General features: G+C 37.2%; 22 protein-coding genes. 5 read left to right on the top strand and 17 right to left on the bottom strand.

The features are described from left to right. Nucleotides 1-111 precede the first annotated feature (111 nt). The gene (locus QCD85_RS13740) at nucleotides 112-531 is read right to left on the bottom strand and encodes a universal stress protein (protein WP_273614532.1); all 420 of its coding nucleotides are present in this window, start codon (nucleotides 529-531) and stop codon (nucleotides 112-114) included. 41 nt (nucleotides 532-572) lie between these two features. Beyond that, the gene (locus QCD85_RS13735) at nucleotides 573-1,553 is read right to left on the bottom strand and encodes a magnesium transporter CorA family protein (protein WP_274171210.1); all 981 of its coding nucleotides are present in this window, start codon (nucleotides 1,551-1,553) and stop codon (nucleotides 573-575) included. A gap of 206 nt (nucleotides 1,554-1,759) precedes the next feature. Here QCD85_RS13735 and QCD85_RS13730 point away from each other — a divergent pair, with 206 nt between their 5' ends. Beyond that, nucleotides 1,760-3,358 (top strand): peptide ABC transporter substrate-binding protein, encoded by a 1,599-nt coding sequence (locus QCD85_RS13730; protein ID WP_301262968.1) that lies wholly within the window; start codon nucleotides 1,760-1,762, stop codon nucleotides 3,356-3,358. A gap of 62 nt (nucleotides 3,359-3,420) precedes the next feature. On the opposite strand, the gene QCD85_RS13725 is transcribed toward QCD85_RS13730, so the two are convergent. Further along, a complete protein-coding gene (locus QCD85_RS13725) occupies nucleotides 3,421-4,143 on the bottom strand; it encodes a hypothetical protein (protein ID WP_301262967.1) in 723 nt (240 codons plus the stop codon). A 154-nt stretch (nucleotides 4,144-4,297) separates the two neighbouring features. Between QCD85_RS13725 and QCD85_RS13720 the strand changes: the two genes are divergently transcribed. The 3 genes from QCD85_RS13720 (at nucleotide 4,298) to QCD85_RS13710 (ending at nucleotide 8,455) form a co-directional block, all read left to right on the top strand. Then, nucleotides 4,298-6,091: an ABC transporter substrate-binding protein gene (locus tag QCD85_RS13720; RefSeq protein WP_301262966.1), complete on the top strand. Its 1,794-nt coding sequence runs from the start codon at nucleotides 4,298-4,300 to the stop codon at nucleotides 6,089-6,091. 191 nt (nucleotides 6,092-6,282) lie between these two features. Beyond that, nucleotides 6,283-6,735 carry a GNAT family N-acetyltransferase gene (locus QCD85_RS13715; protein WP_301263021.1) on the top strand — a complete coding sequence of 151 codons (453 nt, stop codon included), beginning with the start codon at nucleotides 6,283-6,285 and terminating at the stop codon, nucleotides 6,733-6,735. Between the two features lie 304 nt (nucleotides 6,736-7,039). After that, entirely contained in the window at nucleotides 7,040-8,455 is a 1,416-nt protein-coding gene (locus tag QCD85_RS13710; RefSeq protein WP_301262965.1) for a family 43 glycosylhydrolase, read from the top strand. A 77-nt stretch (nucleotides 8,456-8,532) separates the two neighbouring features. Here QCD85_RS13710 and QCD85_RS13705 read toward each other — a convergent pair whose 3' ends face one another. Together QCD85_RS13705 and QCD85_RS13700 are read right to left on the bottom strand one after the other, a co-directional pair. After that, the gene (locus QCD85_RS13705; RefSeq protein WP_274171215.1) at nucleotides 8,533-8,886 is read right to left on the bottom strand and encodes a type II toxin-antitoxin system HicB family antitoxin; all 354 of its coding nucleotides are present in this window, start codon (nucleotides 8,884-8,886) and stop codon (nucleotides 8,533-8,535) included. Then, complete coding sequence (locus QCD85_RS13700) at nucleotides 8,873-9,139, bottom strand: type II toxin-antitoxin system HicA family toxin (RefSeq protein WP_301262964.1); 267 nt, start codon at nucleotides 9,137-9,139, stop codon at nucleotides 8,873-8,875. The genes QCD85_RS13705 and QCD85_RS13700 overlap by 14 nt, the downstream gene beginning before the upstream one ends. 170 nt (nucleotides 9,140-9,309) lie before the next feature. Here QCD85_RS13700 and QCD85_RS13695 point away from each other — a divergent pair, with 170 nt between their 5' ends. Then, complete coding sequence (locus QCD85_RS13695; protein ID WP_301262963.1) at nucleotides 9,310-11,046, top strand: glycoside hydrolase family 13 protein; 1,737 nt, start codon at nucleotides 9,310-9,312, stop codon at nucleotides 11,044-11,046. 86 nt (nucleotides 11,047-11,132) lie between these two features. On the opposite strand, the gene QCD85_RS13690 is transcribed toward QCD85_RS13695, so the two are convergent. The 12 genes from QCD85_RS13690 to QCD85_RS13635 form a co-directional block, all read right to left on the bottom strand. Next, nucleotides 11,133-12,374, bottom strand: a complete 1,242-nt coding sequence (locus QCD85_RS13690; protein WP_301262962.1) for a DUF445 domain-containing protein — start codon at nucleotides 12,372-12,374, stop codon at nucleotides 11,133-11,135. A 253-nt stretch (nucleotides 12,375-12,627) separates the two neighbouring features. Then, complete coding sequence (locus tag QCD85_RS13685; RefSeq protein ID WP_301262961.1) at nucleotides 12,628-12,819, bottom strand: PspC domain-containing protein; 192 nt, start codon at nucleotides 12,817-12,819, stop codon at nucleotides 12,628-12,630. Between the two features lie 182 nt (nucleotides 12,820-13,001). Further along, nucleotides 13,002-14,399: a sensor histidine kinase gene (locus tag QCD85_RS13680; RefSeq protein ID WP_301262960.1), complete on the bottom strand. Its 1,398-nt coding sequence runs from the start codon at nucleotides 14,397-14,399 to the stop codon at nucleotides 13,002-13,004. Then, complete coding sequence (locus tag QCD85_RS13675; RefSeq protein WP_273614489.1) at nucleotides 14,390-15,052, bottom strand: response regulator transcription factor; 663 nt, start codon at nucleotides 15,050-15,052, stop codon at nucleotides 14,390-14,392. Before QCD85_RS13675 ends, QCD85_RS13680 begins: the two co-directional genes overlap by 10 nt. 15 nt (nucleotides 15,053-15,067) lie before the next feature. Then, nucleotides 15,068-15,835: a lantibiotic immunity ABC transporter MutG family permease subunit gene (locus QCD85_RS13670; RefSeq protein WP_301262959.1), complete on the bottom strand. Its 768-nt coding sequence runs from the start codon at nucleotides 15,833-15,835 to the stop codon at nucleotides 15,068-15,070. A gap of 1 nt (nucleotide 15,836) precedes the next feature. Then, complete coding sequence (locus QCD85_RS13665; protein ID WP_301262958.1) at nucleotides 15,837-16,592, bottom strand: lantibiotic immunity ABC transporter MutE/EpiE family permease subunit; 756 nt, start codon at nucleotides 16,590-16,592, stop codon at nucleotides 15,837-15,839. Continuing rightward, nucleotides 16,589-17,305, bottom strand: coding sequence for a lantibiotic protection ABC transporter ATP-binding protein (locus QCD85_RS13660; RefSeq protein ID WP_301262957.1), 717 nt, complete (start codon nucleotides 17,303-17,305; stop codon nucleotides 16,589-16,591). The genes QCD85_RS13665 and QCD85_RS13660 overlap by 4 nt, the downstream gene beginning before the upstream one ends. A 46-nt stretch (nucleotides 17,306-17,351) precedes the next feature. After that, entirely contained in the window at nucleotides 17,352-17,837 is a 486-nt protein-coding gene (locus QCD85_RS13655) for a NisI/SpaI family lantibiotic immunity lipoprotein (RefSeq protein ID WP_301262956.1), read from the bottom strand. 177 nt (nucleotides 17,838-18,014) lie between these two features. Continuing rightward, nucleotides 18,015-18,185, bottom strand: a complete 171-nt coding sequence (locus QCD85_RS13650; RefSeq protein WP_273614484.1) for a gallidermin/nisin family lantibiotic — start codon at nucleotides 18,183-18,185, stop codon at nucleotides 18,015-18,017. Nucleotides 18,186-18,275: 90 nt separating this feature from the next. After that, complete coding sequence (locus tag QCD85_RS13645) at nucleotides 18,276-19,610, bottom strand: lanthionine synthetase C family protein (protein ID WP_301262955.1); 1,335 nt, start codon at nucleotides 19,608-19,610, stop codon at nucleotides 18,276-18,278. Then, nucleotides 19,592-21,430: an ABC transporter ATP-binding protein gene (locus tag QCD85_RS13640; protein ID WP_301262954.1), complete on the bottom strand. Its 1,839-nt coding sequence runs from the start codon at nucleotides 21,428-21,430 to the stop codon at nucleotides 19,592-19,594. The genes QCD85_RS13645 and QCD85_RS13640 overlap by 19 nt, the downstream gene beginning before the upstream one ends. Then, a complete protein-coding gene (locus QCD85_RS13635; RefSeq protein WP_301262953.1) occupies nucleotides 21,421-24,507 on the bottom strand; it encodes a lantibiotic dehydratase in 3,087 nt (1,028 codons plus the stop codon). Before QCD85_RS13635 ends, QCD85_RS13640 begins: the two co-directional genes overlap by 10 nt. Nucleotides 24,508-24,622 lie beyond the last annotated feature (115 nt).

Here is a 24,622-nt window from a genome sequence, read left to right as displayed (position 1 = left end):
ATTCAGAGATATATGTAGGATGATAAGATGCAAAGCACTTCATATAACTTGAGAAACAACACAAAAACACGTATACAAAATGGGAGTATTTTGTATACGTGTTTTTGTATTTTATTTCACGATCAGTACAGGACATTTGACACCACGGGCTACTTTGTGGCTGACGCTCCCGAGTACCATTTCTTTCAAAGAGCCCAGCCCTCTGCTTCCCATTACGACTAGATCAAAAGAATGATCGTTAGCGTGCCTGATTAGGCTTTGTCCGGGTTCTCCATGCAATATTTTTATCGCATATGCGGCTTGTTGCTGTTGCAGAAGTTCTTCGATTGGAAATAATTTTTGTCGTCTGGACAGTTCTAATTCATCAATATCTCCATAGCGTAGTACTTCATCACGACTTTTGCCGAAATCCGCTACAAATACCACTTCAATCTCACCTGACTGTTGTAATGATACCAACTTGATCGCTTCTGTTGTTGCTCGTAATGAGTGTTCTGAGCCATCTACCGCCAACAATATTTTTGGATACATAAGCAACCTTCCCTTCTATATAAGAGATGTTATCTTGTGATCTATTTGCTGTGAGGAATATTCTTTTTACGCTTACTTTTGGATTGATGTTCTAAATTCATATCCAAAATATCTCCGGTCAGCCCTTTACGTTTGAGCCACCAGTACGTTAAGCCAGTAAGTCCGAAGATCAAAATCAATGAAGCTAAATAACCCCATTTCCATTCTAATTCCGGCATGTTTTTAAAGTTCATTCCCCAGATCGCACCTAATGCGGTCATCGGTGTTAGTAATACCGTAAAGACTGTTAATGTTTTCATAATATTATTAGAACGGTAATTTGCTACGTTATCATCGATTTTGAGTAATGTATCTATTTCATGTTCGTAGGCTGTTTGAAGCATTTGAATACGGGATAATCTTACTTTTAACGTATGGAATGTCTGTGCGTCTTTGACAAGATCAGGGAATACTTCTTCGATCGCAAAACGGATTTCTTTCAGCGCTACTGTCTGCACGTTCCAGCGTGTCATCTGATTACGCAAATCTACAATTTCCCGCAATAATTTCCCGCCGTTATTTTCTTTCATTTTAAATTCGATCTCTTTCAATTGCATCTCAATCTCATCCATTCGCCCGAAAAATGCACGAATAATCGCATTCACGACAAACATAAATCCATCGACTGGATAATCACAGCCCAAAATATATTGATCCCACTCTTCATTACTCATATCATGTAACAACCATGTATTATCGCCGATAGTGATCATTCGATTCGCATCAATATAGTAATGCAATATATTGATATCTTCCCAGTGATCTGGATTCATATTAATCGCTAATGTTCCACTGATATAATTTTGGTCTTTTTCTTTATAATAAATAGAAGCTATTCGATTGTGCGTACACATCAGGCTTTCCTGCGCCCATTTCTGCAAATGTTCATCAAAATCTGGATGCTCCATAAGACGCTTCACATCTTTCATTCGATACCATGTCCATTCACTCTGTGCAGATTGTATGACTTCTACCTTATTCATAACTATTAGCCTCTCCTTACTCTTACTTCTTTACATTATTATATTACCCGACTTCAATAGTTCATGAATTATAATTTTTTTGAATATTTATAGATAAATATGCGTAAACGTATCGTTGGACATTATAGAATTGATACGCTATCTGACACAATAGTATGCTATAACTAGAAGGAACGTACTTATTGTTAAGGAGGATATATTTATTTATGAGAAGTACCTACATAACCCGTTTTTTGATTTTATTTACCTGTGTATTGTTATTTGGTACAAGTACATCCAGCATCACTCAAGCGGCTACTACTACAGCCAAAACGTTTCGTTTTAATCTGTATTTGGAACCGGTTACTCTTGATCCTGCATTGTCCAGCGATAGCACAACCAGTACAATTGTAGAAGCTATTTTCGAAGGGCTTGTACGTACCCAACCAAATGGAGCAATAGAACCAGGGGTTGCGGAATCGTGGACCATTTCACCGGATGGTAAAACATACATATTTACATTACGTGCCGATGCTCGCTGGAGTAACGGTGAGCCACTTGTTGCTTCTGAATTTATCGACGCATGGCAACGAGTACTGTCACCTGCTACCCGTTCTCCATTAGCTTCTATGTTATTTCCGATTGCTCATGCTCAAGACTATTATAAAGGTACACTTACCGATGCTAGCCAATTAGGATTTCAAGCGTTAGACGATCATACATTGCAAATCGTTCTGCAACAACCGTTGCCTTACTTTCTCGAAACATTATCGTCTCCTGCCTTTTTCCCTGTACATGCTACAAGTATGACAGCCTCTACCCATTGGGGGAGCCAAGCATCATCTATTGTAAGTAACGGCCCTTTTGTCGTTAACAATTGGACCAAAGGACGCTCCATCACATTAGCTCGTAATCCTCAATATGCTCAAGCGGAAAAAGTTCATTTTGATCAAGTATTTATCCGTTTTATCAATGATCCTGATAAAGAAAATAATATGTACCGATCAGGAGCCATTGATTGGTCAGGCATCACAGAAAGCAATATTCCAACCTATAAAATGACTAACACCATGAGAAAAGAAACGGTTTATCCAAACACAGCATCGCTCTACTATTATACTTTTAATGTGAATAAAAAGCCGTTTAACAATATCAATATCCGTAAAGCGTTTGCGATGTCGATCAAACGTTCTTCATTAATTAGTCCCAAATCTGCTTATGGATTTGTACCACCTGTAATCAAAGGAGCTACTTCTACATTCCGTAAAGAATATCCAGTAACGAACTTTGAGACTAGCGCTAAAATCGCCCGTCAATTATTGAAAAAAGGGATGAAAGAAGAACATATTACTTCTCTGCCATCGATCACGTTAATTACTAATGGTGAAGGCAATCAATATGTCGCTAATCAGATTACAGATATGTGGAAAAGAAATCTGGGTGTGACGATCAAAGTAAAAGTTGAAAATTTCTATACATTATTACAAGATAAGCAAAAGAAAAACTATCAGATTGCACGCAGTGGATGGTCAGCCGATTATAACGATCCTGCTGCGTTTCTAGAATTATTTACTTCCTGGAACAGTGAAAATACATCTGGTTGGAAAAATTCTACGTATGATGCTCATATTACAAAAGCATACAGCTTAACCGATGCCAAAGCTCGTATGAAAGAATATCGTGCCGCTGAAAAAATGCTTACCGATCAGATGGTTGCTATCCCTCTTTATTATTTTAATACGTATTTTCTGCAAAAGTCGAATGTACACGATGTATATGTAGATTACTCCGGTGCTATTCATTTTGTGTACGGATATAAAAAGTAATGTCTTATTCAAAAAGCACAACTGCCATATGTAGCGCAGTTGTGCTTTTTAATCTATAACTATCAACCTTTCGGCTCAAAAGCAGACTTTTCACTTGTAGCTCGCCATGCAGCAGCGATCAATTTTACCGAATGTTCATCAGGTGTATGGTATTGTTCTTCCTCTATATTATCTTCCCACTCCACCATTCGTCCTGTATCTCGAAAATCCAAATCTAACTGTATTTCTTCAGGAGTTAATCTACCTTCTTCCCAGAGAGGATCTTCTTTTGTACTTATGTATGCGTATGCACGAATTAAATGCCCGTTGATTGCTTTGGCCCATGCGTAATAATGAACGGTCTGATAATGAGCAAAATAATGAACTTCGCCAAATCTACTGCTTAATAATTGTAATAGTTGTTCCAATTGTTGCGCCCCCTGGTAATCTTCAGGAGAAGGCAGATCATAACTGCTTACCAGTATCCACTCTTCGACTGTCGTAAACACCCATTTCTCACTGACAGATTGCCGGGATGGAGCAAAGCGATCCATCTGTGCTAGAATACGGTCGATTTCCACTTGAACCGCGATCGAATCGTTACTTTTCACACGTAACCATGTAGCTTTATGATAAAAGTCGATCCCTTCCTGTTGCTTGGCTTCTTTGACAAAAAAGGTAGCAGGTGGCGGTGTATCTAATCCGATAATCACTTTTATCGGTGTATTCCATCGCTTGCTCTTCATACGCTGAACGAACCAGTAGCCTAGATAAACTATTCCTGTTACTAACAATGCAATCCACATGTATGTATCTCCATTTCCAGTCAATATACACTATCTATTATATCTATTTTGTTTATGAGCAATCACTTTTCTTTACTTTTGCTTTTCTGCTACTATGTTTTACAGTAGAACTTATTCATGGTGTGCTTTGGATAGTGTAAAGGAGAGAGCGATTTTGCGAATAGCCGAAGATTATGTACAGCTCAGATTCGCTTTTCAACAGTATGCAGATCAACAATCTTTTCATATTACGATGGATCAATTAGCACAAGCTTTATTTTGCACACCTCGTAATGCCAAATTAATTATTACCAAAATGGAACAAGCGTGTTGGATCGAATTTCGCTCGGGTCGAGGTCGTGGAAATACGTCTGAACTAACTTTTTTGCATCCGGTGACGACTGCATTATTAGATGAAGCCAAAGAACGAGTTCTCCAAGGAGATGTACAAAGTGCTTTTGCTTGGCTTCAAGCCCATGAGACACTCGCTATTGTACGCCCGTTATTTCTAGAATGGCTTATGACTTATTTCGGATATAGTACACAACAGGTTGGACAAGATCGGGTGATCGAGACATTGCGGTTGCCGATTTATCGACCGATTGTATCGCTAGAGCCAGCTAACGCTTTGTATGCTTTCGATACGCATCTAGTGCATCAAATCTACAGCCGATTAGTGCAATATAATCACTTGCAACAGACATTTACCAAAGACATCGCTCATCACTGGGAAGTTAACGAAGATGCTACTTGTTGGACATTTTATCTTCATAAAGGAATTACTTTTCACCATGGACAAGAGTTAACTGCGCAAGATGTATATGCTAGCTTTACCCGATTACAAGATCCGTCTGTTGTTCATCACTGGTTGGTTCAAGATATCGACTATATTCAAGTGATACATCCTTACCAAATACAGATAATACTACGCCGACCGAATGCGCTATTTCTTTTCTATCTTAGTCATAGCGCTGCTTCGATCTCTCCTGCATCCGAGCTTTCAACCCATCCACAACATACATTGCCGATCGGTTCAGGGCCTTATCAGGTAGTATCTCATCATACTGGAAAATGTACGCTGACATTATTTCCATCTTATTTTGGATATAGAGGTCATATCGATCAGATTGAGATTATTATTGTACCTGAGAACGAAGCAGAAGCTTGCTTTGGGACTAGCCCTGGTGTATTGACTGTAGTGACAGGAGAATTTCCTATTCCTGCCGATCTGGAAATGCCTTTAACACAAACAGTTACAGGGGTATCGACACTAACCTTTAATCTGCGAAAAGATACTATTTTGCAAGATCACAGATTTCGTGAAGTGTTAGTACAGGGCATCGACCGTCTACACATGGTACGCGAACTAGGATCAACATATCTGTGCCCTGCATCTGGATTACATATTCAAGCAGAATCGTTAGCAGAGCAAGCACCATATCATATCATGACAAAAGATATAGTAGCGCAGTTACAACAAACTTCTTATGCTGGAGAAGCACTGCATTTGTATACGTTTGCCCGTCATGCTACAGATGCGTACTGGCTTCAACAACAATATCAGACATTTGGGATCGTTATACAGGTGCATATTGTAACATGGGCGGAGACGATACAACCGGACACGATGGAACAAGCAGACCTTATATTGTTCGAAGCGATGGTTAGCGACAATCCAATTAGCCTACTAGAACATGTCCAATCCGATCGTAACTTTATCAGACATTCCCTTCCTGCTCGGACGGTTGATCAATTAGATCAATTCACTCAACATATGCTTGCTTCTTCTGCACAAGATGCTATTGTGCAATGGTCTGTTGCTGTTAATCAGTTACTACAGGAATCCTGTACCAGTGCATTTCTAGTGGTACGCACAGCCAGTACAATCTATCATCCATCATTGCGCGGAGTACACGTAAATCCTAAAGGCTGGGTAGACTTTGCTACGCTGTGGTTTCAAGACACCTAATCTTCTAAAAAACATAAAACCGATTCGATACGAAAAGTAGAAATATTTCGCTTCCACTTTACTATTTTTACAATAAAGGTGAGACGATACAATAAAACCTATAGTATTACTGACTTATATATGGAGGTGCTCCCTTGCTACAGACAGTTGTTATCGAACAAGTACAACATATCGAACCGTATCTGGATGAAATGTCGGATATGCTGGTACAGATTGTAGATGCAGGCGCATCTATCGGTTTTCTTCCCCCTATGGATCACGCAGAAGCTAAGGCTTACTGGGGACAGGTGCTACAACCGGGAACATTATTGTATATTGCCAAAATCAACAATGTTATTGCCGGTACGATTCAATTACATCTATGTACCAAGCCCAATGGAGATCACCGGGCTGAAGTAGCTAAGCTTATGGTGAACCTGAATTACCGCCGTCATGGTATTGCTCGCCAACTGATGGAGCATATCGAACACAAAGCAACAGAAGAAAACCGTATTCTCCTTGTACTGGATACCCGGGATGGAGATCCTTCCAATCTTCTTTATCAGTCACTAGGCTATATCCAAGCCGGACAAATTCCAAACTACGCCAAGTCTGGCAATGGTGGATTAGATGCTACCAATTTGTATTATAAGCACTTGGTGTAAAGTAAAATCAAAAAGAGATAGGTTCATATAAATGAATCTATCTCTTTTTTGTTTTTTTTAAATTATAATGTGAAACAAATATTTTAGGAAAACTGCTATCTTTTCTCCCAGATTAATGCTCATGAATCAACTTCTACTGTATTTTCATGTCAACATTTCGCTATTTTTTTATTGTAAACGCTTACAAAAATATCTAAAATAAACTTGAAGTCTCACTTCTTTTGTTATTGAGGCTATCTTAGAATGACCGAAGGAGGTTTTTATTATTTTACAAATCTCTTGGCAATTCTCACGCAAAACCGTTATGTTGTGGCTGAGTCTGGCACTGGTTATCACTGGAATCGGTATTGGCGGAACGTCTACTCAGGCTGCAAGTGCTACGATTACCAATGGTGGCAACTGGACAGACACCTCAGGGAACCCGATTCAAGCGAACAGTGGTAATATTCTCAAAGTCGGTTCTACATATTACTGGTACGGTGAACATGCAACCAATGGTACTTTTGATAAAGTAAATGTATATACCTCTACCGATCTCAAAAATTGGAAGTTTGGTAATAGTATCCTCACCAAAAATTCCGCAACCGAACTCAATACTAGCAAAATTGAACGCCCCAAAGTCATCTACAACGCAACAACCAAAAAATATATCCTATGGGCACACTATGAAAATGGTAGTGATTACTCACTAGCTCGTGTAGCTGTCGCCACTAGCGATACACCAGATGGCAATTTTACGTATAAAGGAAGCTTTCGTCCACTTGATTATGAATCCCGTGATATGACGGTATTTGTAGATACAGATAACAAAGCTTATCTAATTACAGCATCCCGTCAAAATAATGGTGGTGCCAACAACTCAATGGCCATCTTCCGCCTGACTGATGATTATACAGGAGTGGCTTCTTTTGTAGGCTGGGTGTTCGAAGGTGCTTACCGGGAAGCGCCTGCGGTTGTGAAAAAAGGAAGCAAATATTATCTATTTACTTCTCAGGCTTCGGGCTGGTATCCGAATCAAGGCAGTTATGCAACGTCTTCTTCGATAACAGGAACATGGTCGGCGCTGTCTCCTTTTGGCGATCCTTCTGCGTATGCCACACAGATTCATTCGATTGCAACGATTACAGGTAGCGCAGGTACAAGCTATATTTATATGGGTGATCGCTGGAATCCACTAAACTTAAGTGACCATAAGTTTATCTGGTTGCCTTTGACATTAAATGATAGCAACAGTACAGCGACACTCAACTGGTATAGTAGTTGGAATATGGATGCCGCTACAGGTACAGTGACTCTGCCTGCTCTGACGAATCATGCTCTAGGCAAGCCTGCTACAGCGATCTCAACCGTTTCTTCTTCTGCAACTACCAATGCCAATGATGGTAATGCTCAGACGTCTTGGGCAGCATCTTCGGCCACATGGCCTGCTTGGTGGCAAGTCGATCTAGGGTCTGCCAAAAAGATCAGCGAAGTCGATATCTCCTGGTTTATGTACAAAGGTTCTGAAGCTTATTACAAATACAAAATAGAGTACAGTACCGATGGTGTAAATTACACTACAATCGACCGCACCACCAATACAACCTATGGATTTACAACAGATGCAGTTTCATTCACTGCTCGTTATGTACGAATCAATATGGTCAATGCTGTACTCCATAACAATCCGAATAATTGGTATACGCCTACTTTACATGAAGTACGATTGATGGGTAATTAACAATAACAGATTTATAACAAAGAACCTCTCTTACGCCAATCGTGTGAAGAGAGGTTCTTTGTTATACATGGAATAAATCATAATTTTGAAACTAGTGTACCTACTTCTTTTTCTGCATCTTGTTGAATATGTTCTGCGATCCATTGATTAAGACTTTTTCCAGCTTTGTGTGCAGCAATCGTAACCAGTTGATGGTTTTCTGGTGAGATACGGAGTGTTAACTGACCTGAGTATGGTTTACTCGGTTCTTCTCCTCTTTCCTTACAAAATTCTAAATAATCATCTACAGATTCTTGAAAAGCCATTCGAAGCTCTTCTACAGAGGTTGCTTGAAAAGTAATGACATCTTTGATATTCATTACTTCGCCATGTAAAATCTCAGCTTCACTATCATAGTGTGCAACACCTACATACCCTTTATATTTCATCATGATCATATACACCTGCCTCTATTAAAAATTTGCGCATGGATTTCACTGCACCTTTGTCTGTTTCTTTTTTAGGATGTGGACGATGAAAAACAGCTCTAACTCCATTCAAATAAAAACGAACACGTGAACCATTACCTTCTGTAATTTCGGTACCGCAAGCTTTTAACAATGATTCAATATCTGCCCATTCAATATTAGAACGAAGAGGATCCTCAAAAATATTTGTCAGTGTATTGCGTTGTTTATTGTTCATATAATGATACCATCCTTTGATACCATTATAATCAAACTAATTTTAGTTTTCTAGTAATCTATAGTTATTAGTGATTATTTCTTTTAGACCTCCTGCGATTGTTGTCATGTTTGAAAGGGTAATACTCAGTAAGTAACTGCCTATGTTACAACAGAACAGGAGACCGACAAATGAAGACGATTATGAAGCCAGAATTCTGGAAAGAAAGTGTTGTTTACGAAATTTATCCTCGTAGCTTTATGGATAGCAATAATGATGGAATTGGCGATATTCCCGGAATTCGGTCGAAGCTGGATTACTTACAACAACTTGGAGTAGATATATTATGGCTCACTCCTGTTTATGTTTCTCCTAATGCTGATTATGGATACGATATTCAAGAACACCGAGAGATACAGCCGGAATACGGCACGATGGACGATTGGAAAGCATTACTGCAAGAGGTACACGATCGTGGCATGAAGTTAATTATGGATCTGGTTGTCAATCATACTTCAGATCAACATCCATGGTTTCAAGAAGCTCTTTCTTCCAAAGATAACCCTTATCGCGATTATTACATTTGGCGTGCTCCCAAAGAAGATGGGTCTGAACCGAATAACTGGCTTTCTTATGTCGGCGATTCGATGTGGAAATTAGACGAAAACTCCAATGAATATTATTTACATTCGTATAGTGAAAAACAACCTGATCTGAACTGGGAAAATCCTAAAGTACGTCAAGAAATGCAAGATATGATGCGCTTTTGGCTGGACTTGGGGATCGATGGTTACCGGATTGATGCTGTAAATATGATCTCCAAAGATACAAGCTTTCCAGACGCCCCACCATCTAACAAATTACAAGGAAATGCCGAAGAATTTTATAAAAATGGACCACGTATACATGAGTACTTGCATGAGCTATATACTGAAGTCTTTTCAAATTATAAAATGTTTACCGCAGGCGAAGCTTCTAGTGTATCGATCGAAGACGTCAAATTATATACCAACCCTGAACGTGAAGAAATGAATATGGTATTAATGATAGAAGCTTCCAAAGTCTGTGATGCAGATGACGATATGTGGCAAAGCAAAGAATGGTCACTTCATGATCTCAAAGAAATTATCGCCAAATGGGAAGAAGATATTTACGGACAAGGTTGGATGGGAATCTATCTTAGTAACCATGATCACCCTCGCTTAGTCTCCTATCTAGGGCATGAAGGAGAATACCGCGCAGACTCTGCTAAAATGCTAGCGATGTTCTTGCTGACTTTACGCGGGACACCTTATATTTATCAAGGTGATGAGATCGGTATGACCAATGCCGAACATATGAAAACGATCGAAGATGTAAAAGAACAACAAGCTCAAGGATATTACAAACAAATGGTAGACGATAAAGGCGAAGATCCTGAAGTTATTATGGAGCGTATTCGTACCAAAGCTCGGGATAATGCACGTACCCCGATGCAATGGGACGATAGTGAACATGCTGGCTTCTCGACTGCTGAACCGTGGATACCTGCTCATTCGAACAAAAGTGAAATCAATGTTGCTCAGCAACTTGAAGATCCAGACTCGGTCTTTCATTTTTACCGTCAATTGATTGACATTCGTAAACAAAGTTCTGCATTAATTTATGGTAAATACGCTTGTGAACTTTCAGATGATCCATATATTTTCGCGTATACTCGTGAGTGGAACGATGAGCACTGGTTGATTATTCTTAACTTCTCCAAATCATCGACAGAGCTTCAACTACCCGATCAACTGGTAGAACGTATTGAGCAATCCGAACTGATCATCGCTACACATGGAGAACATTCTGAAGAAGTCGCACAGCTACTAAAATCTGCACAAAAAGCAACACTACATCCTTACGAATCATTAGCTTTCCGCGGTCTGTCGATTTTAGATCAATAAAATTGGGGATCAGTCAAAAAAATAATTAAGAAAAAAGGTATCTTCTACTGTATATAACAGCGAAGATACCTTTTTTGGGGTATAGATCAAATCAATTGAATCAGTGATAATACTATACCGACTAAGAAACCGCAGACAGCACCATTGACACGAATCCATTGTAAATCTTGCCCTACTTTTTCTTCTAACATATAGACAAGTGCCGCATCGTCCATCCGGTCTAAGTTTTCTTTGACCAAAATTCCGATACGATAATGGTTTTTCTCTACTGTACGAATAATCCCTTGTAGCAAGCGATCTTCCCACACAGCAACTTTTTGCGGGTCTTTGCCAAGATCACGAATAATCGAACGATAGATCGCAAATACATGACGACCACCGCCATCTCGTTCTTGCTCTAACATAGATACCAATAGACGACGCAATTCTTCCAGACGTTCAATCATAAATGTATTTGCAAATTCGCCCTGTATTAGCTCTGCTGTCCAGTCTTTGATCTTCATCCAGTTATCTTCTTCATCAACAACCTGGAACATCTGGATACGTAGTTCGCGGATAATTGCTTCGCGGTATTCGCTATCTTTTTCCTGCAATTTACCTACACCGGAAATAATCATATTTTGCAAAATACTACCCAGACTCTCTTCATTCATCATGCCTGCAAAAGCTTGAAAAGCAAATCCTTTTAGTCCGCCCATATTCACGTTTGATAACTGTTCGTGAGCAATTTTACCCATCGTATCACGACTTTGTGGACGTGCTGCCCATGTTCTTACTTCTTTTAAAATATGGTCTAATGCTTTCTCATCATAACGCTCGTTAAGTGCATTCGTTAACACCGTTGTCGCAGCCGATTGCAAATCTGCTTTTTGCGTATAATTTGCTAACCCTTTACCGATAAAAGCAGCAACCGGTTCAAGAGGCAACCGTTCGATCGGTGGAATCATCATATTTAATAACTCACGCCGTATTTTCTTTTTGCCCAATTGACGGGTCAACATAGAAAGTGCAAACGGAAAAATACGGAATTGACGCAATTTATTTTCGATACTTTCTTTGTTTAACAGTTCATTCTCCATCGCCGAGATCAGAGAACGGATAATCTTATCCCGATTACGGGTTAAAAGTGATGTATGCGGAATCGGAATACCGAGTGGATGACGAAATAGAGCAGTCACCGCAAACCAGTCTGCGATCCCTCCGACAAGACCGGCTTCAAAACCGCCTTGAATAATTAACAATAGCGTTGTTTTTGGAAAAAACAGAGTGGCTATAAATCCAAGCGCCATAATCGCTAAAGATCCACCCGCCAAATATTTTGATTTCATAACTTTCCTCCTCTTGATGGTGACAGCGCATGAATCTGCCGGGATTTCCATTCCATAGTATAGCATATGAGCAGATACTATATTAAATTATCAGGCAGATTAATACATAGATGGCATAGCTACTTTATCAATAGAGAACATAGAGAAAGTTAGAAAAGGCTTATCAATATTCTAATAATTACACAAATCAAAAATCGCACTCTTCTACTTGTAGAAGAAAATGCGACTTTTGATCACTTTTAATTACGATTCATTAATACGTTGATTCTTTGGGTACAAATAATAAAGCAAGTACATACACCAGTAAACTAGCACCACTCGTAGCGAACACACTAATCACAAATAGAATCCGTAACAGACTTGCATCGATATTCCAACTTTCTGACATTCCACCAATTAAACCAGTAACATATTTATCACGATTCGAACGATACAATTTTCTCATCATTGATCTCCTCTTTCTTATTCTCTTTCTTATATCATAGAAAATAAGCGTCCTCTTTCCAACCGCCTAAGGACGGTTTTGTGATTTGGACTTTAGTCGGGGATCATACTAGTCAGATTGCAATTAGGATACAAATATCTGTTACAGTAGCTTATACCTATTGGAAGAACCATCTATTTCGGTTAGAGTACAGAACTTACATTTAAATCAATTTTCACTTGTCCACTACCTGTGATGGCATCATTTTGGAGAAGTAGTGTACCGTTGTGCAATTTGATAACGTATTCTGCAAAAGTTAACCCCATTCCATAATGTCCATCAGAGTTTCGACTTTTATCACCTCTATAAAATAATTGCACACCTTTTTCTAACGCTTCTGGCGAAAAGCCTTCACCTTGATCCGTAATTGTAAAAAAGACTCTTTGATTTTGATATACGATATGAAGCATAATTTGGCTATGTTCTGGCGTATAATCAACCGCATTGGTCAAAATATTCATTAATGCTCGATGCAATAACGGTTGGTCTACATAAATATCGACATCACTTTGTTGATTGGTTTCGTGTACAATTTCGACAGATTTGCACTTACTATATGCTCTAGTGTCTTCAACTAAATTATTTACGAATGCTGATAAAGGAACGGTATCTTTTTGAACAACAAGCGCTTCTTCCGTTTTGGACATCATAATCAACAAACGAATATGTTGTTCAATTTTATTGCCTGCACTTAAAATATAACGTGTATATAAAGATTGCTCTTCACTTTGTTCTGATAATGATAACAGTTCTGCATTTCCTTTGATGATCGTAACTGGAATCTTAATATCATGAGCCAAAGCAGCAATCTGCTCTTTTTTGGTATGCTCCAACTTCCATTGGGCTTCTAACGATTTTTTAAGTGCATCTCTCATTTCGATCAGAGATACCATAACATCATCGAATTCCTGAATATTGGAATGTTCTTGTTCAAAATCTAAATCTTGATTTTTGATACTTTTGGTCATTTTACTCAGTACATTTAGATTTTGGCTGAATTGTTTTGCAAATATCGTTGTAATAATAAAAGCAGCAATAATAATCATACCTATTAAAATAACGATACTGGACCACTCAAAGTCAGGTAAATATTTTTTGAGAACAGGCGAGCTAAATTGTGGACGTAGATATGATTGGATCACACAATAATCCTCAGTTCGCTCAATGACCGTATATACTTTTTGTCCATAATACGTAGGAACAAGCCCCTCTATTACTTTTTTAGCTACTTCTATATCTTTCTCTTCCATATTGCCGTAGAATTTGTTCATATTTTGTTTGTCTACTACGATATAAAGAGAACCTGGCGGAATAATATTTTCAGTAACTGTTTTTGCAGATTTCACTTTGGGGGCGATCTGATTAATGTATTGTTCATTATAATTGGCAGGCAAAATAAATCCTATTGCCATCGCTGCCCATGTAAAAATTAAATATAATATAATCATCGCTACACAACTAATACCTAGTACAGAGATATATTTGAATAATTCTCTACGCATTGTTGTTCTGCGATAATGACGCTTTGATTTTATTCCCACTTATATCCTACACCCCAGACTGTTTTTATAGGGATCTCATTACAAGCTTTACACTTTTTGCGTATAGCCCGAATAAATTCTGTTATCGTAGAATGTAGTGCATTGCCATCTAGACCATACACTTCATCATAAATTTCTTCACGCGTAAAAACTCTACCTTTATGCCGGGCAAGAAATTCGCATATTTTATACTCATTTTTTGTTAACAATAACTTTTCCTCTGCAAACCACACTTCTTTACTATCAAAATCGAAAGTAAATCCAGAAATCGTTTGTTTGGAACCTGTTCGATCTCGATGTTCTCGTCTTAAATGAGCATTCACTCTAGCACTAAGTACCTGTACTCCAAAAGGTTTGGTAATATAATCATCGCCGCCGTTCATAAGACCTTGAACAATGTCTTCTTCTTCCGACTTGGCAGTTAGAAATAAAATAGGGCAATCAACAAATGAACGGATTTTTTTACAAAATGTAAAGCCATCCATATTCGGCATCATGACATCCAGTAAAATCAAATCATATCCTTGTACCTTATCAATCGTTAAAGATTCAGCCTGATCTTCAATAGAAACAAGATGATGATCACGTTGCAAAATATTACGAATTAAAGTGAGAATATCTTTATCATCATCAATTGCCAATATTTTCGCCATGGTTATACACCTCAACTATTCATAAAACTTTTTACCTTCCCATTTTCGAAACCATACGATACTCACAACAAATAAGATGATCGTTAGTAGTATAAATATAATTTGCCCTTGCTCAAACTCGACTCGCACCGCAGATTTAATATTTGAATTAAAATCGCCTAGTTGCAATACTCCTATAGTATCTGCAAATCGAACGCCCCATGCCCAGGGTATGTATTTCCATATGCCATCACCTAACCCTGTAATCATCAGTGCAGAGACCAATAATCCCAAACCACCTAACAAACTAGAAGCACCTAATCCAAATGTAAAACTTACCCATAAATAGATTATATATAGTATAACACTACTACCAATCAACCATCCTGCTCCTTGAAAAAAAACAAGGTAAGGAATATTAGGGATATGCAAAATATATTTCATACCTAACACAAACGTAAGCACTGCTAGCAAAATAGCAAAAATATTGCCTAACATCAAAAACAATAATTTGCTAATATAGTTGGTTTCTCTCCGTATCGAACTTCCTAACAACACTTGAAATTTGCCTGCTTTCTCTTCTTGAGAAGCTACTATACCGCACAAAATACTAATCACCAAAGGCAATATCACACCAATGGCTTCAAGGAAGTTAGAATATGTATTCAGTGGCTTTGAAGCACGACCACTGATATATGCGAGAAAAAGCCCTGATCCTACTAAGGGAGCGATAAGGTGTGCCCATAAAAAAGCAGTATGTTTTACTTTTTGAATATCTGCCACCAAATGTCTCCATAATATCATATTAGACTCCTCCTTGCTGTTTCACAGAAGCTGTTGCTACGCGATTAAAACTGCTCGCAGTCCAGACCATTAAAATAATAAACAAGCAGATCGATAGCACCAACCCAACTGGAACTACTTGTAGATTCCATAAAGGGCTTCCTACCGCTAAAGGGACTCCATTAGGATGAACACCTACTATAGGACTCATCATACGAATAGACCAACTCCAGGGGCTTATCCACCATTGAGAGTGTGTTGCCAAAGCTATACCTAGTAAGAACCCACCTGCTATATTCACGACTAAAGTGAATACGAATCCCCACCGTTTCGCTAGAAACAAACAAAAAGGAATCTGCCATAATGTAGATATCCATAATACAGCACTGGCTTCAACAATTTTGATATAAGGTGTAGAATACCCCGGAAGTAATATACTGATTATAGACATAACAATAATAAAAAATAAAAGCATGACTAGCATATATAGAGCAATAACGATATTTTTGCTATACCAGATAGCTGGTAAGGATACAGGTAACGTAAAAATACCATTATAATTTGCAGCTTTTTGTTCTTTTTGGTGAGACAACGAACATAGAATCGCAATCGTTAACGGCACAAAAAGAATAGACCACCAGTTAAATGTATTGGTAATTAAAAAAGAAGGATTCATAAAAAAAGAAAAACCAATATTAAATAAAGGAACAGCTATTAATAATTTACGTGAAAAGGTTCTTTTAAATTTAAGATGCTCTGACTTTACATATGAGATCATACAACGACACCTGCTTTCTCTCTACTCTCTTTCACAACATTCATAAATAGCTGTTCCATATCTTCATCAGGATTCACTACACCTTGATATCCCAAAATACCATCGCTAATAATCCCAATATGATCTGCTATTTGCTCTACTTCTGATAAAATATGACTGGATAAAATTACAGTGATCCCTGACTGTGGAAAAGAACGAATCAATGCTCGAAGTTCCTGAATTCCGATAGGATCAAGTCCATTTGTCGGTTCGTCCAATACAAGTAGTGTAGGATGATTAATTAGAGCAATTGCAATACCTAATCGTTGCTTCATCCCCATCGAAAATTGTCCGGAACGCTTTTTACCTGTACGTGTCATATCTACTTGTTCTAATACTTCAACAATACGTTGATCTGGAAGGCCTAGCAAAGTAGCATGTACTTTCAAATTTTCGTAAGCTGTTAAATTCTCATACAAAGGTGGAGCTTCAATAAGTGCTCCAATCTGTTTTAAATCTTTTCTACTCCATGGATGCCCATCAAATATAATATTTCCCGCACTAGGGTGTAACAAACCGGTTAGCATTTTTAAAGTTGTCGATTTACCTGCACCATTAGGGCCTAACAATCCGAAAATGCTATTTTTTTGAACTTGAAAAGATACGTCTTTTACCGCTTTTTCTTTACCAAATGTTTTTTGAAGGTGCTCAATTTCGAGTAGATTAATTGTCATATTGTTTCCCTCTCTCTTTTATATCTATCGATTGACAGATGATGCTTTACGATTGTGAAATTAAAGTAGCCTTATACAATTGATGATTGAAATCTACGATAATTTCTTGTCTATCTTTTTTGTTTTGCGATGTAATACTGTAGACAGATCCATAAATCATCGGTTTTTTTTCTCTGATCTTTTTAGGATCTTTATATACATACGGTTTTTTAAGTTCATCATCAGTCCATCGTTTTCCATTTTGATCAACATAATAACTCTGACTTATCGTTCCGATCAGTGATCCTTTACTGCTGTTATTCACTTTGTCTTGTAATTGATACGTTTTATCTTCAAATACAAACTGATCTACTTTTCCTTCATCTATCAGTTGTTGAATAGTAGTGGTATGAGCAGAGTCGGAATCCACCGTATAATGGGCTGTTTTTTGCGTTTCTGTAACGACCTTGTGTGTAAATTCATCTATACTTTGACATGCTGATAAAGTAAACACAGCAGTCAGTCCCAAAAAACAAAACCATTTTTTGTTCATCATTATTTCTCTCCTTTATAGAAAACTAAGATAAAAAAAGCGAGTGAAGATAAAAGACCACTCCCCTAGAAATCTGGTTCGTATTCTTCCTCTCACTCGCTATCTGATAGAGTATAGTTCGGGAATGATATATTCTATCCTTTATGTGTATACATATGTATGTATACCTGTAGCATATTATTTACTGATATGACAATTACATGTTGCAGTTTGAATGAAACATGTTTGTAGAACACCAGTTACACATCCAGGCGTACAGAAACTTTGACTTTTCCATTGTGGTTCAATTTGAGTAGATGGTTTAGGTGTTTGAACCAAATCAAGATCGAAATCGTTGAATTTAGCCATTAGGGTTAGCTCCTTTCTTTTGGGATACCCTTATTATAAGAACCATTTATCAAGATTCTATCAAGATTTCATATTTTTCCTAATTTGTAATTATAATGAAAACGATTGATCCCAGGGTGTCATTTGTGTAAGTTCTACTGCCAATAATGGTAAGCACACACCTGTAACCCCATCTAGCAAGCCGATATAATCAACAGGCACCAATCCACTATTTTCAAAATGCTCATAATTATGAAATCCAAATAAATACTGCTTATCATAAAAATTAATAATCGTTTTGCTTACGATGTTAATTTCCTTTTCAAACTGCGGTACAGTGGATTGTTTATCAATCGTTTGTAAAATTTGCAAAATACCAGCAGAACCATGACAAAAGGTAGGTGAAAAAATACTATGAATATCGTTAACTGTCTCTTTTAGATTGGTAATAGCTAGATCACGATATAATGATTCTTCCAAAGCTGTACCTGCATACCACAAAGCGAGTCCTATTCCTGGATTACCATAACACCATGCATCTCTTCTAAAACTTTCCTCTGTTGAAGCATGACCAGCTTTATATTCATCCCAACTAATAAATCCTTTCCAAAATAAATGGCCATCCTCTTCACTAGCAAACTGTAATAAAAAATCTGCCATTTTACGGATAGCTTGCTCTTGTCCATGAAGTCGTATTCCTTGTTTCCAAGCTTTGGATAAAATTAATAAAGGACCCGCGATTCCATGAGACAATCCCAAGTTAAAATTACCATCTGGATAGAGTTCACTTTCTTGTGTTGTAAATTGATGAGCAGAAGGAATATACCAGCCGGGTACTTGTAAGTCTTTCACTTCTTTGTCCTGACTAAGTTGAATCAAATACTCTAAAACATTCGTCTGTAATTGCTGAATCCGTTCATCTGTTGGATGTACCAATAAGTAGTTAGCAATTCCGCTTAATCCTTCAATTACATCGTAATCACTAATAAACACATCTCGTTGCTGAAAATTGGCAATCATTTCAGGAATATGACTATATAAATAATCATCTATACGCTCGATAAATTTATGATAGTACTGAAAGTTTTGTGATAAACAAATAGCTGCTAATCCAATACCAGCTGCACCTGAAAACATAGAACTACTATGGATTCCTTGCTGCGTGATTTCGTTGACCAAAATAGACAGATACTGATGTCCGACTTCATCCCAACCTTCTTCTGGAAAATGAGCATGTAACTCCGCATATAACATACAGACGCCAGGTATCCCATGACTTAATGTAAGAGGATTCCACGGATTAATCGATTGTCCATTAACAGATAATTGCTGACGAGGGTGGTTCACGACTTGTAGTAAAGAATCATAATGCTTCATACGTGTAGCTATATCTTTAACTGTAGCAACTATATCGAATTGAATATCGGTTACAGCGCTTCTTTCCATTCGGCTTCCCCCCTTGTATCGATCTCATAATTTTCTGATTCATACATATGTTTATAGATAGGGCAATTTTGCATTAACTCATTGTGCTTACCTTGCCCGACTACTTTTCCTTGATCCATAACGATAATCCGATCGGCTTGCTGAGCTGCAATAAGACGATGTGAAATAAAGATTCCTATTTTTTCTCGTGACAGTTTGAAAAACGTATCAAATGTTTCTTTCTCCGCTATTGGGTCAAGTGCAGCACTGGGTTCATCTAAAATATATAGCGATGCTTCTCTAAAATATGTCCGAGCTAAAGCTACTTTTTGCCATTGTCCTCCAGATAATTGTCGACCCTCATCAAACCACAATCCTAATTGCATATCTAAATCATAATCCGATTGATTTTTCAAAAAGTCAGCACGTACATTATGAAGTGATTTTTTAATTTGATCTGTTTGATCCATTTTTGTAATTTGACCAAATCCTATATTTTCTTGTAACGTCATTTCATACTTCATATAATCTTGAAATAAGACAGCCATTTGTTGCATATAACTTTCTTGATTCAGCTTTTTGATAGAAATATCGTTTAATTTAATATCTCCCTCTTGAATTTGATACAAACCAGCCAATAATTTGATCAATGTACTTTTTCCTGAACCATTCGGCCCTACGATCGCAACTCGTTCTCCCGCACGAAAAGATAATTGAACATGTTGTAAAGACCATTGTTCGCTACTCGGATACTGAAAGCTAACATCCTGGATATCGACTGCATAAATAGCTTGTTCTAATCTTTCGGTCGTCTGATCATCGTTGGTATGTTCTTCTCTATACTCCAAAAACTCAAACAATTGATTCATATACAAATTGCTATTATAAATAGAATAAATATTGTTGATAATACTTTGGGAATTGCTCTGCACTAAACCTACAGAACGGATATAACTTAACACATTACCTACCATGATTTTTCCAGTGTAGGCTGCCAAGATAGCAACCACAATGACAACAGCACCTACAAGCTGGACTAGTACTTCATAGATCAGATTAAACGTTGTTTTTTTACGCAAAATATACGTGTCTTGCGCCATAAATTTCTTTTTGATCGTCCAATATCCTTCTAATATATAATCTTTCAAACGATACAATTTTACTTCTTTGAATGAGAAATCATGTGTCAAAATATAATTTAAATACCAGGAACGTCTTTCTTCTCCTGTACGTTTCCATTGCATAAAAAATTCTTGTTGACCTATTTTCAAAAAGTAAAATAAAGAAATAACAGGGACAAGCAACATCAACATCGACATGGTAGGATTCCACACCATCAAAAATGTAAGTGCCGATATTAATGTAACGGTTGCCGTAATCATCGTAATTGCCGCCTGAAAAATCTGATAAGGCTTGTAGGCAACTTCTCGAGTGATACGCTCTAATTTGTCATACACTTCAGGGTTTTCAAAATCTTCTAACGATAATTTGCTACTCTTTTCCATAATGATGTAGTTTAATTTGTAATTCATACTGAACTGAAATTTCGTATTATAATATTCCGAAATCTGCGAAATAATATCAGAAAAAAAAGAGACCGCAATATAGATGCAAAAAATGATAAGAACTGTTTGTAATTCTGTCTGTATACGAACCAAAGAGTTAATCAATTCCTGAGATACATATAAAGAAACAATAGGAATAAGCCCTGTAATCAAGCTCAATATAACAATTTTGATAAACAGCTTTTTTTCCATTGTAAATACTAATTTTAGCGTTTTGGGCATTTGACAGAGTGTAGAAATGATATCTTTAAAATGAAGTTGTTCTTTTACTTCCATAATAGATTCCCTTCTGTCTTTTGATATCTTTGGGCATAAAGTGTATGAGCTACCAAGTTCATAATCTTGTACTCTAGCTCTCGATCTGTCCCTAATAAACGATTGCAATGTAAATGAATAATGCTAGAAATGATTTCTTCCAAACCTGATGTGACTACAGGTTGCTGTTGCATCAGTTGAATATACTGGGTAACCGCAGCCTTCCGTTGTTCTAAAATCTCAAGCAATCTTTGACCCGAATCGGTCTGTCTTAATGCTTCCCAATTACGATCTGTATTGCACATCTGAAGGTACTCGTCTTTGTTCTCTTTAAACTCTTGGCGATACCGAGTATGATCTGTATTTCGCTGAATTAAGCTCAATTGATTTTCAAAATTCAAACCTACTTGCTCTAAATAGGTGATAATAGAAATCATCGCAATCAATTCAATATCTATATCCAGTTGTTTGGTACGAACTGCTCCAATTAATTGCTCTACTACTATGCTGTCCAGACAAAATATATATTCAGCAGCAGGCATTAAGTCGACCCCACCATAACGCTCAATCTCACGATCATATGATCCAATAACAAAATCAGATACAATATCGCGTTGTTGCAGTTGCTGTAACCATGAAAGGATAATTGGGAACATCTCTAACAATTGCTGAGTCTGACTATTTATTCTTAGTCGAATATGAGGTTTGGGGTCCATGTATCTCATAAAAAAGTGTTTAACATCATAATTCTGATTTAACTCCGTAAAAAAACGCTCCATTTCAAAAGCAATCAATTCTTCTTCACGAGATTGTTTTCCATACAATTTAATAAATAACCAGTCATCAAACGGTATTTTGATTCGTTGATGTAGATCGATCGTTTGTAGATCACGATTAGGTATAGTCCGAGTGAGCTCTGGTTCTATTTTGACAAGTGGCACTACGATTTCTGCAACATAACTTTGCTCATGCTGATCTTTGAATAGATTTTCATCTTTTTCAACAGCGACTAGATGAAGCGCATGACCTTGAATTTTTTTGATTTCTGAAAATAAAATATCCATCGTCTGTTGATTATGAGTATCAATAAATAAACGATGATCCGAATTCGCAATATAAAATTGCTGTGGAATATCGTATTTTTGCTGGAATCGAGAAAATTGTTCTACAAACGTTTTGCCATCTGTTTTATCTGTCATTTCCAGATCGCGTTGGGTAATATACCACTGCTCACTGGATAAAATAATGTCGTTATATTTAATTTCTGGTACATATTTAAAATCTTGATACAGATCTACCCATACAAATTTGTTCCATTGACGCTTGCCATGTTCATTCATTTCTTGTAAAAAACGAATAGCATTACTGCTCATTAATGGATTCAACATATTATTGGATTCAAATACGATAATATCTCCTGATCTATGATCACGAGCGTAAAACGTATTCTGATCGATTCCAATTCGAATATCTTCTAATCTCACTGACTCCGAATCTGATTTGGAGCTATTCGTAAACAAAGACATCTCTTTATTACGATAACTGGCATTACGAGTCACATTGCCTGAACGAATCTGATTAGGAACAAAGCTCAATTCACATAATGTGCTATTGTCATCACGAATTCTTAATTCATGTTGATGTAACGTTTCTAATGTATCTGTAATTTGTGATGATAAATGTGAAAATCGTCCAAACGTTTTACCTGCCAAAATCGATCCTACATTAGGACCTAAATGCAAAACAGGAGTATCATCATGCTGTCTCACTATAAAGTTAAGTTCTAACGAAACAGGCACTTCCTGATGATCTACATCCTGATCCAGATAATCTTGCAATTGCTGATCATTCAACTGAATCTCATGTTTGTTTTTGACAGCTTCCCAATATTTTAATAAAAAGAAATTTTTAAGTGGTGCTGTATACTGATCATTCAGTTTTACATTTTCATAGAAATCATTTTGAGGTTGCTGGTAAGATACAGGTGCGCCGATACCAGAACTTGTATCTAACATTTCCATCAAAGGGATCTCACGATCAACTCCATATTTCTCTATAAATTTATTTTTGTATTCTTCCAAGTACGTGGATTGTTTAGAAAATGGAGCTGCTAATCGTGTAAGCATACTCGCAAGTTCAGGAATCGTTTGTGCTAGCTGTTCATCTAGCGTGATCTGTTCATCTGCTAATCCCAGATCGACTTGTAACGGTGAAGTAGACTTCATCACCTGATTCATGTGTTGTAAAAGTTGTATGTATAGATGTTCTCCTTCTCCCAAAGGAAGATTGTTATACACTTCAATCTGCGATTGAATGTCTTGCAATTGTGCTAACCAGAGAGGGTCGACACTGCTCATCCGAAGTTGATCAATCACATATTGATATTGATCATGAACAGTTAGCGGTGGACGGAGATTAGAAATCAAAAATTCTTTATTAATAAGTTCTGTTATATACATCTGGATTCGATCCGCTGGAGTATCTGGATATTGAGCTTGTAATATAGCAAGCATTTGATCGAAACGGGTCAATTGCTGACATTGTTGATGTAATAATGCAAATACTGGTGTTGCACGAATATGAATATCATTGGATTCATGATCTGTACTGTACAATAAAAAAGCACGATCTCCTTTTACATAACAAGCTGGATTTAATTTGAAAGAAAGATGAGTAGCATATTCCTTTTCTATTTTTTGAATACAGCGAAATAACCATTCCAAATCCACTCGAGCTTTTTTATAGAATGTGGACTGATCAAATTGGCTGTTATGTTGAGAAGCAAATGAACCCACACCTACCGCAGAAAATAATCCAAAAGGAGTCGTACGTGTTGATCTGCGATTAGCATATTTCGCAATCGACAATATAAAATTTCGTTTTTTCTTAGTCGATAATTTATCTGGCGAAAGTAAATAACTGTTCATTGTGTCATACAGTGTTTTACTAGATATCAAAATTTGTTCTCTAAATAATGTATTTTGGCATAAGTTTTTCAACCATTGCTCTTGCTCATCTGATTGTAATTCTGCAATCGAATTAGGGGAAAGTGGAATACGGATCATATATTTGTTAATGTGATGATAGAGACTATCCATGTATTCTACCTCTCTTTCTATAATGTAAGGTTATAATTTGTATATACTGGTAATCTATAGGATAGAGCTTATAAACATGCTAAATTATAAATATCAAGTAATTATCAAGATAGTT

This window comes from Paenibacillus sp. PsM32, assembly GCF_030433815.1.
In the GTDB taxonomy this organism is placed as follows: Bacteria; Bacillota; Bacilli; order Paenibacillales; family Paenibacillaceae; genus Saccharibacillus; species Saccharibacillus kyungheensis.
Note: the sequence above shows the minus strand (reverse complement) of the source record. Positions and strands in the feature narration are given on the sequence as shown.

What these genes read in the sequence shown, in the direction of transcription:
- QCD85_RS13740 (WP_273614532.1), bottom strand. Translation starts at nt 531, where the DNA reads ATGTATCCAAAAATATTGTTGGCGGTAGATGGCTCAGAACACTCATTA.
- QCD85_RS13735 (WP_274171210.1), bottom strand. Translation starts at nt 1,553, where the DNA reads ATGAATAAGGTAGAAGTCATACAATCTGCACAGAGTGAATGGACATGG.
- QCD85_RS13730 (WP_301262968.1), top strand. Translation starts at nt 1,760, where the DNA reads ATGAGAAGTACCTACATAACCCGTTTTTTGATTTTATTTACCTGTGTA.
- QCD85_RS13725 (WP_301262967.1), bottom strand. Translation starts at nt 4,143, where the DNA reads ATGTGGATTGCATTGTTAGTAACAGGAATAGTTTATCTAGGCTACTGG.
- QCD85_RS13715 (WP_301263021.1), top strand. Translation starts at nt 6,283, where the DNA reads ATGTCGGATATGCTGGTACAGATTGTAGATGCAGGCGCATCTATCGGT.
- QCD85_RS13710 (WP_301262965.1), top strand. Translation starts at nt 7,040, where the DNA reads ATGTTGTGGCTGAGTCTGGCACTGGTTATCACTGGAATCGGTATTGGC.
- QCD85_RS13705 (WP_274171215.1), bottom strand. Translation starts at nt 8,886, where the DNA reads ATGATGAAATATAAAGGGTATGTAGGTGTTGCACACTATGATAGTGAA.
- QCD85_RS13700 (WP_301262964.1), bottom strand. Translation starts at nt 9,139, where the DNA reads ATGAACAATAAACAACGCAATACACTGACAAATATTTTTGAGGATCCT.
- QCD85_RS13695 (WP_301262963.1), top strand. Translation starts at nt 9,310, where the DNA reads ATGAAGACGATTATGAAGCCAGAATTCTGGAAAGAAAGTGTTGTTTAC.
- QCD85_RS13690 (WP_301262962.1), bottom strand. Translation starts at nt 12,374, where the DNA reads ATGAAATCAAAATATTTGGCGGGTGGATCTTTAGCGATTATGGCGCTT.
- QCD85_RS13685 (WP_301262961.1), bottom strand. Translation starts at nt 12,819, where the DNA reads ATGAGAAAATTGTATCGTTCGAATCGTGATAAATATGTTACTGGTTTA.
- QCD85_RS13675 (WP_273614489.1), bottom strand. Translation starts at nt 15,052, where the DNA reads ATGGCGAAAATATTGGCAATTGATGATGATAAAGATATTCTCACTTTA.
- QCD85_RS13670 (WP_301262959.1), bottom strand. Translation starts at nt 15,835, where the DNA reads ATGATATTATGGAGACATTTGGTGGCAGATATTCAAAAAGTAAAACAT.
- QCD85_RS13665 (WP_301262958.1), bottom strand. Translation starts at nt 16,592, where the DNA reads ATGATCTCATATGTAAAGTCAGAGCATCTTAAATTTAAAAGAACCTTT.
- QCD85_RS13660 (WP_301262957.1), bottom strand. Translation starts at nt 17,305, where the DNA reads ATGACAATTAATCTACTCGAAATTGAGCACCTTCAAAAAACATTTGGT.
- QCD85_RS13655 (WP_301262956.1), bottom strand. Translation starts at nt 17,837, where the DNA reads ATGAACAAAAAATGGTTTTGTTTTTTGGGACTGACTGCTGTGTTTACT.
- QCD85_RS13650 (WP_273614484.1), bottom strand. Translation starts at nt 18,185, where the DNA reads ATGGCTAAATTCAACGATTTCGATCTTGATTTGGTTCAAACACCTAAA.
- QCD85_RS13645 (WP_301262955.1), bottom strand. Translation starts at nt 19,610, where the DNA reads ATGGAAAGAAGCGCTGTAACCGATATTCAATTCGATATAGTTGCTACA.
- QCD85_RS13640 (WP_301262954.1), bottom strand. Translation starts at nt 21,430, where the DNA reads ATGGAAGTAAAAGAACAACTTCATTTTAAAGATATCATTTCTACACTC.
- QCD85_RS13635 (WP_301262953.1), bottom strand. Translation starts at nt 24,507, where the DNA reads ATGGATAGTCTCTATCATCACATTAACAAATATATGATCCGTATTCCA.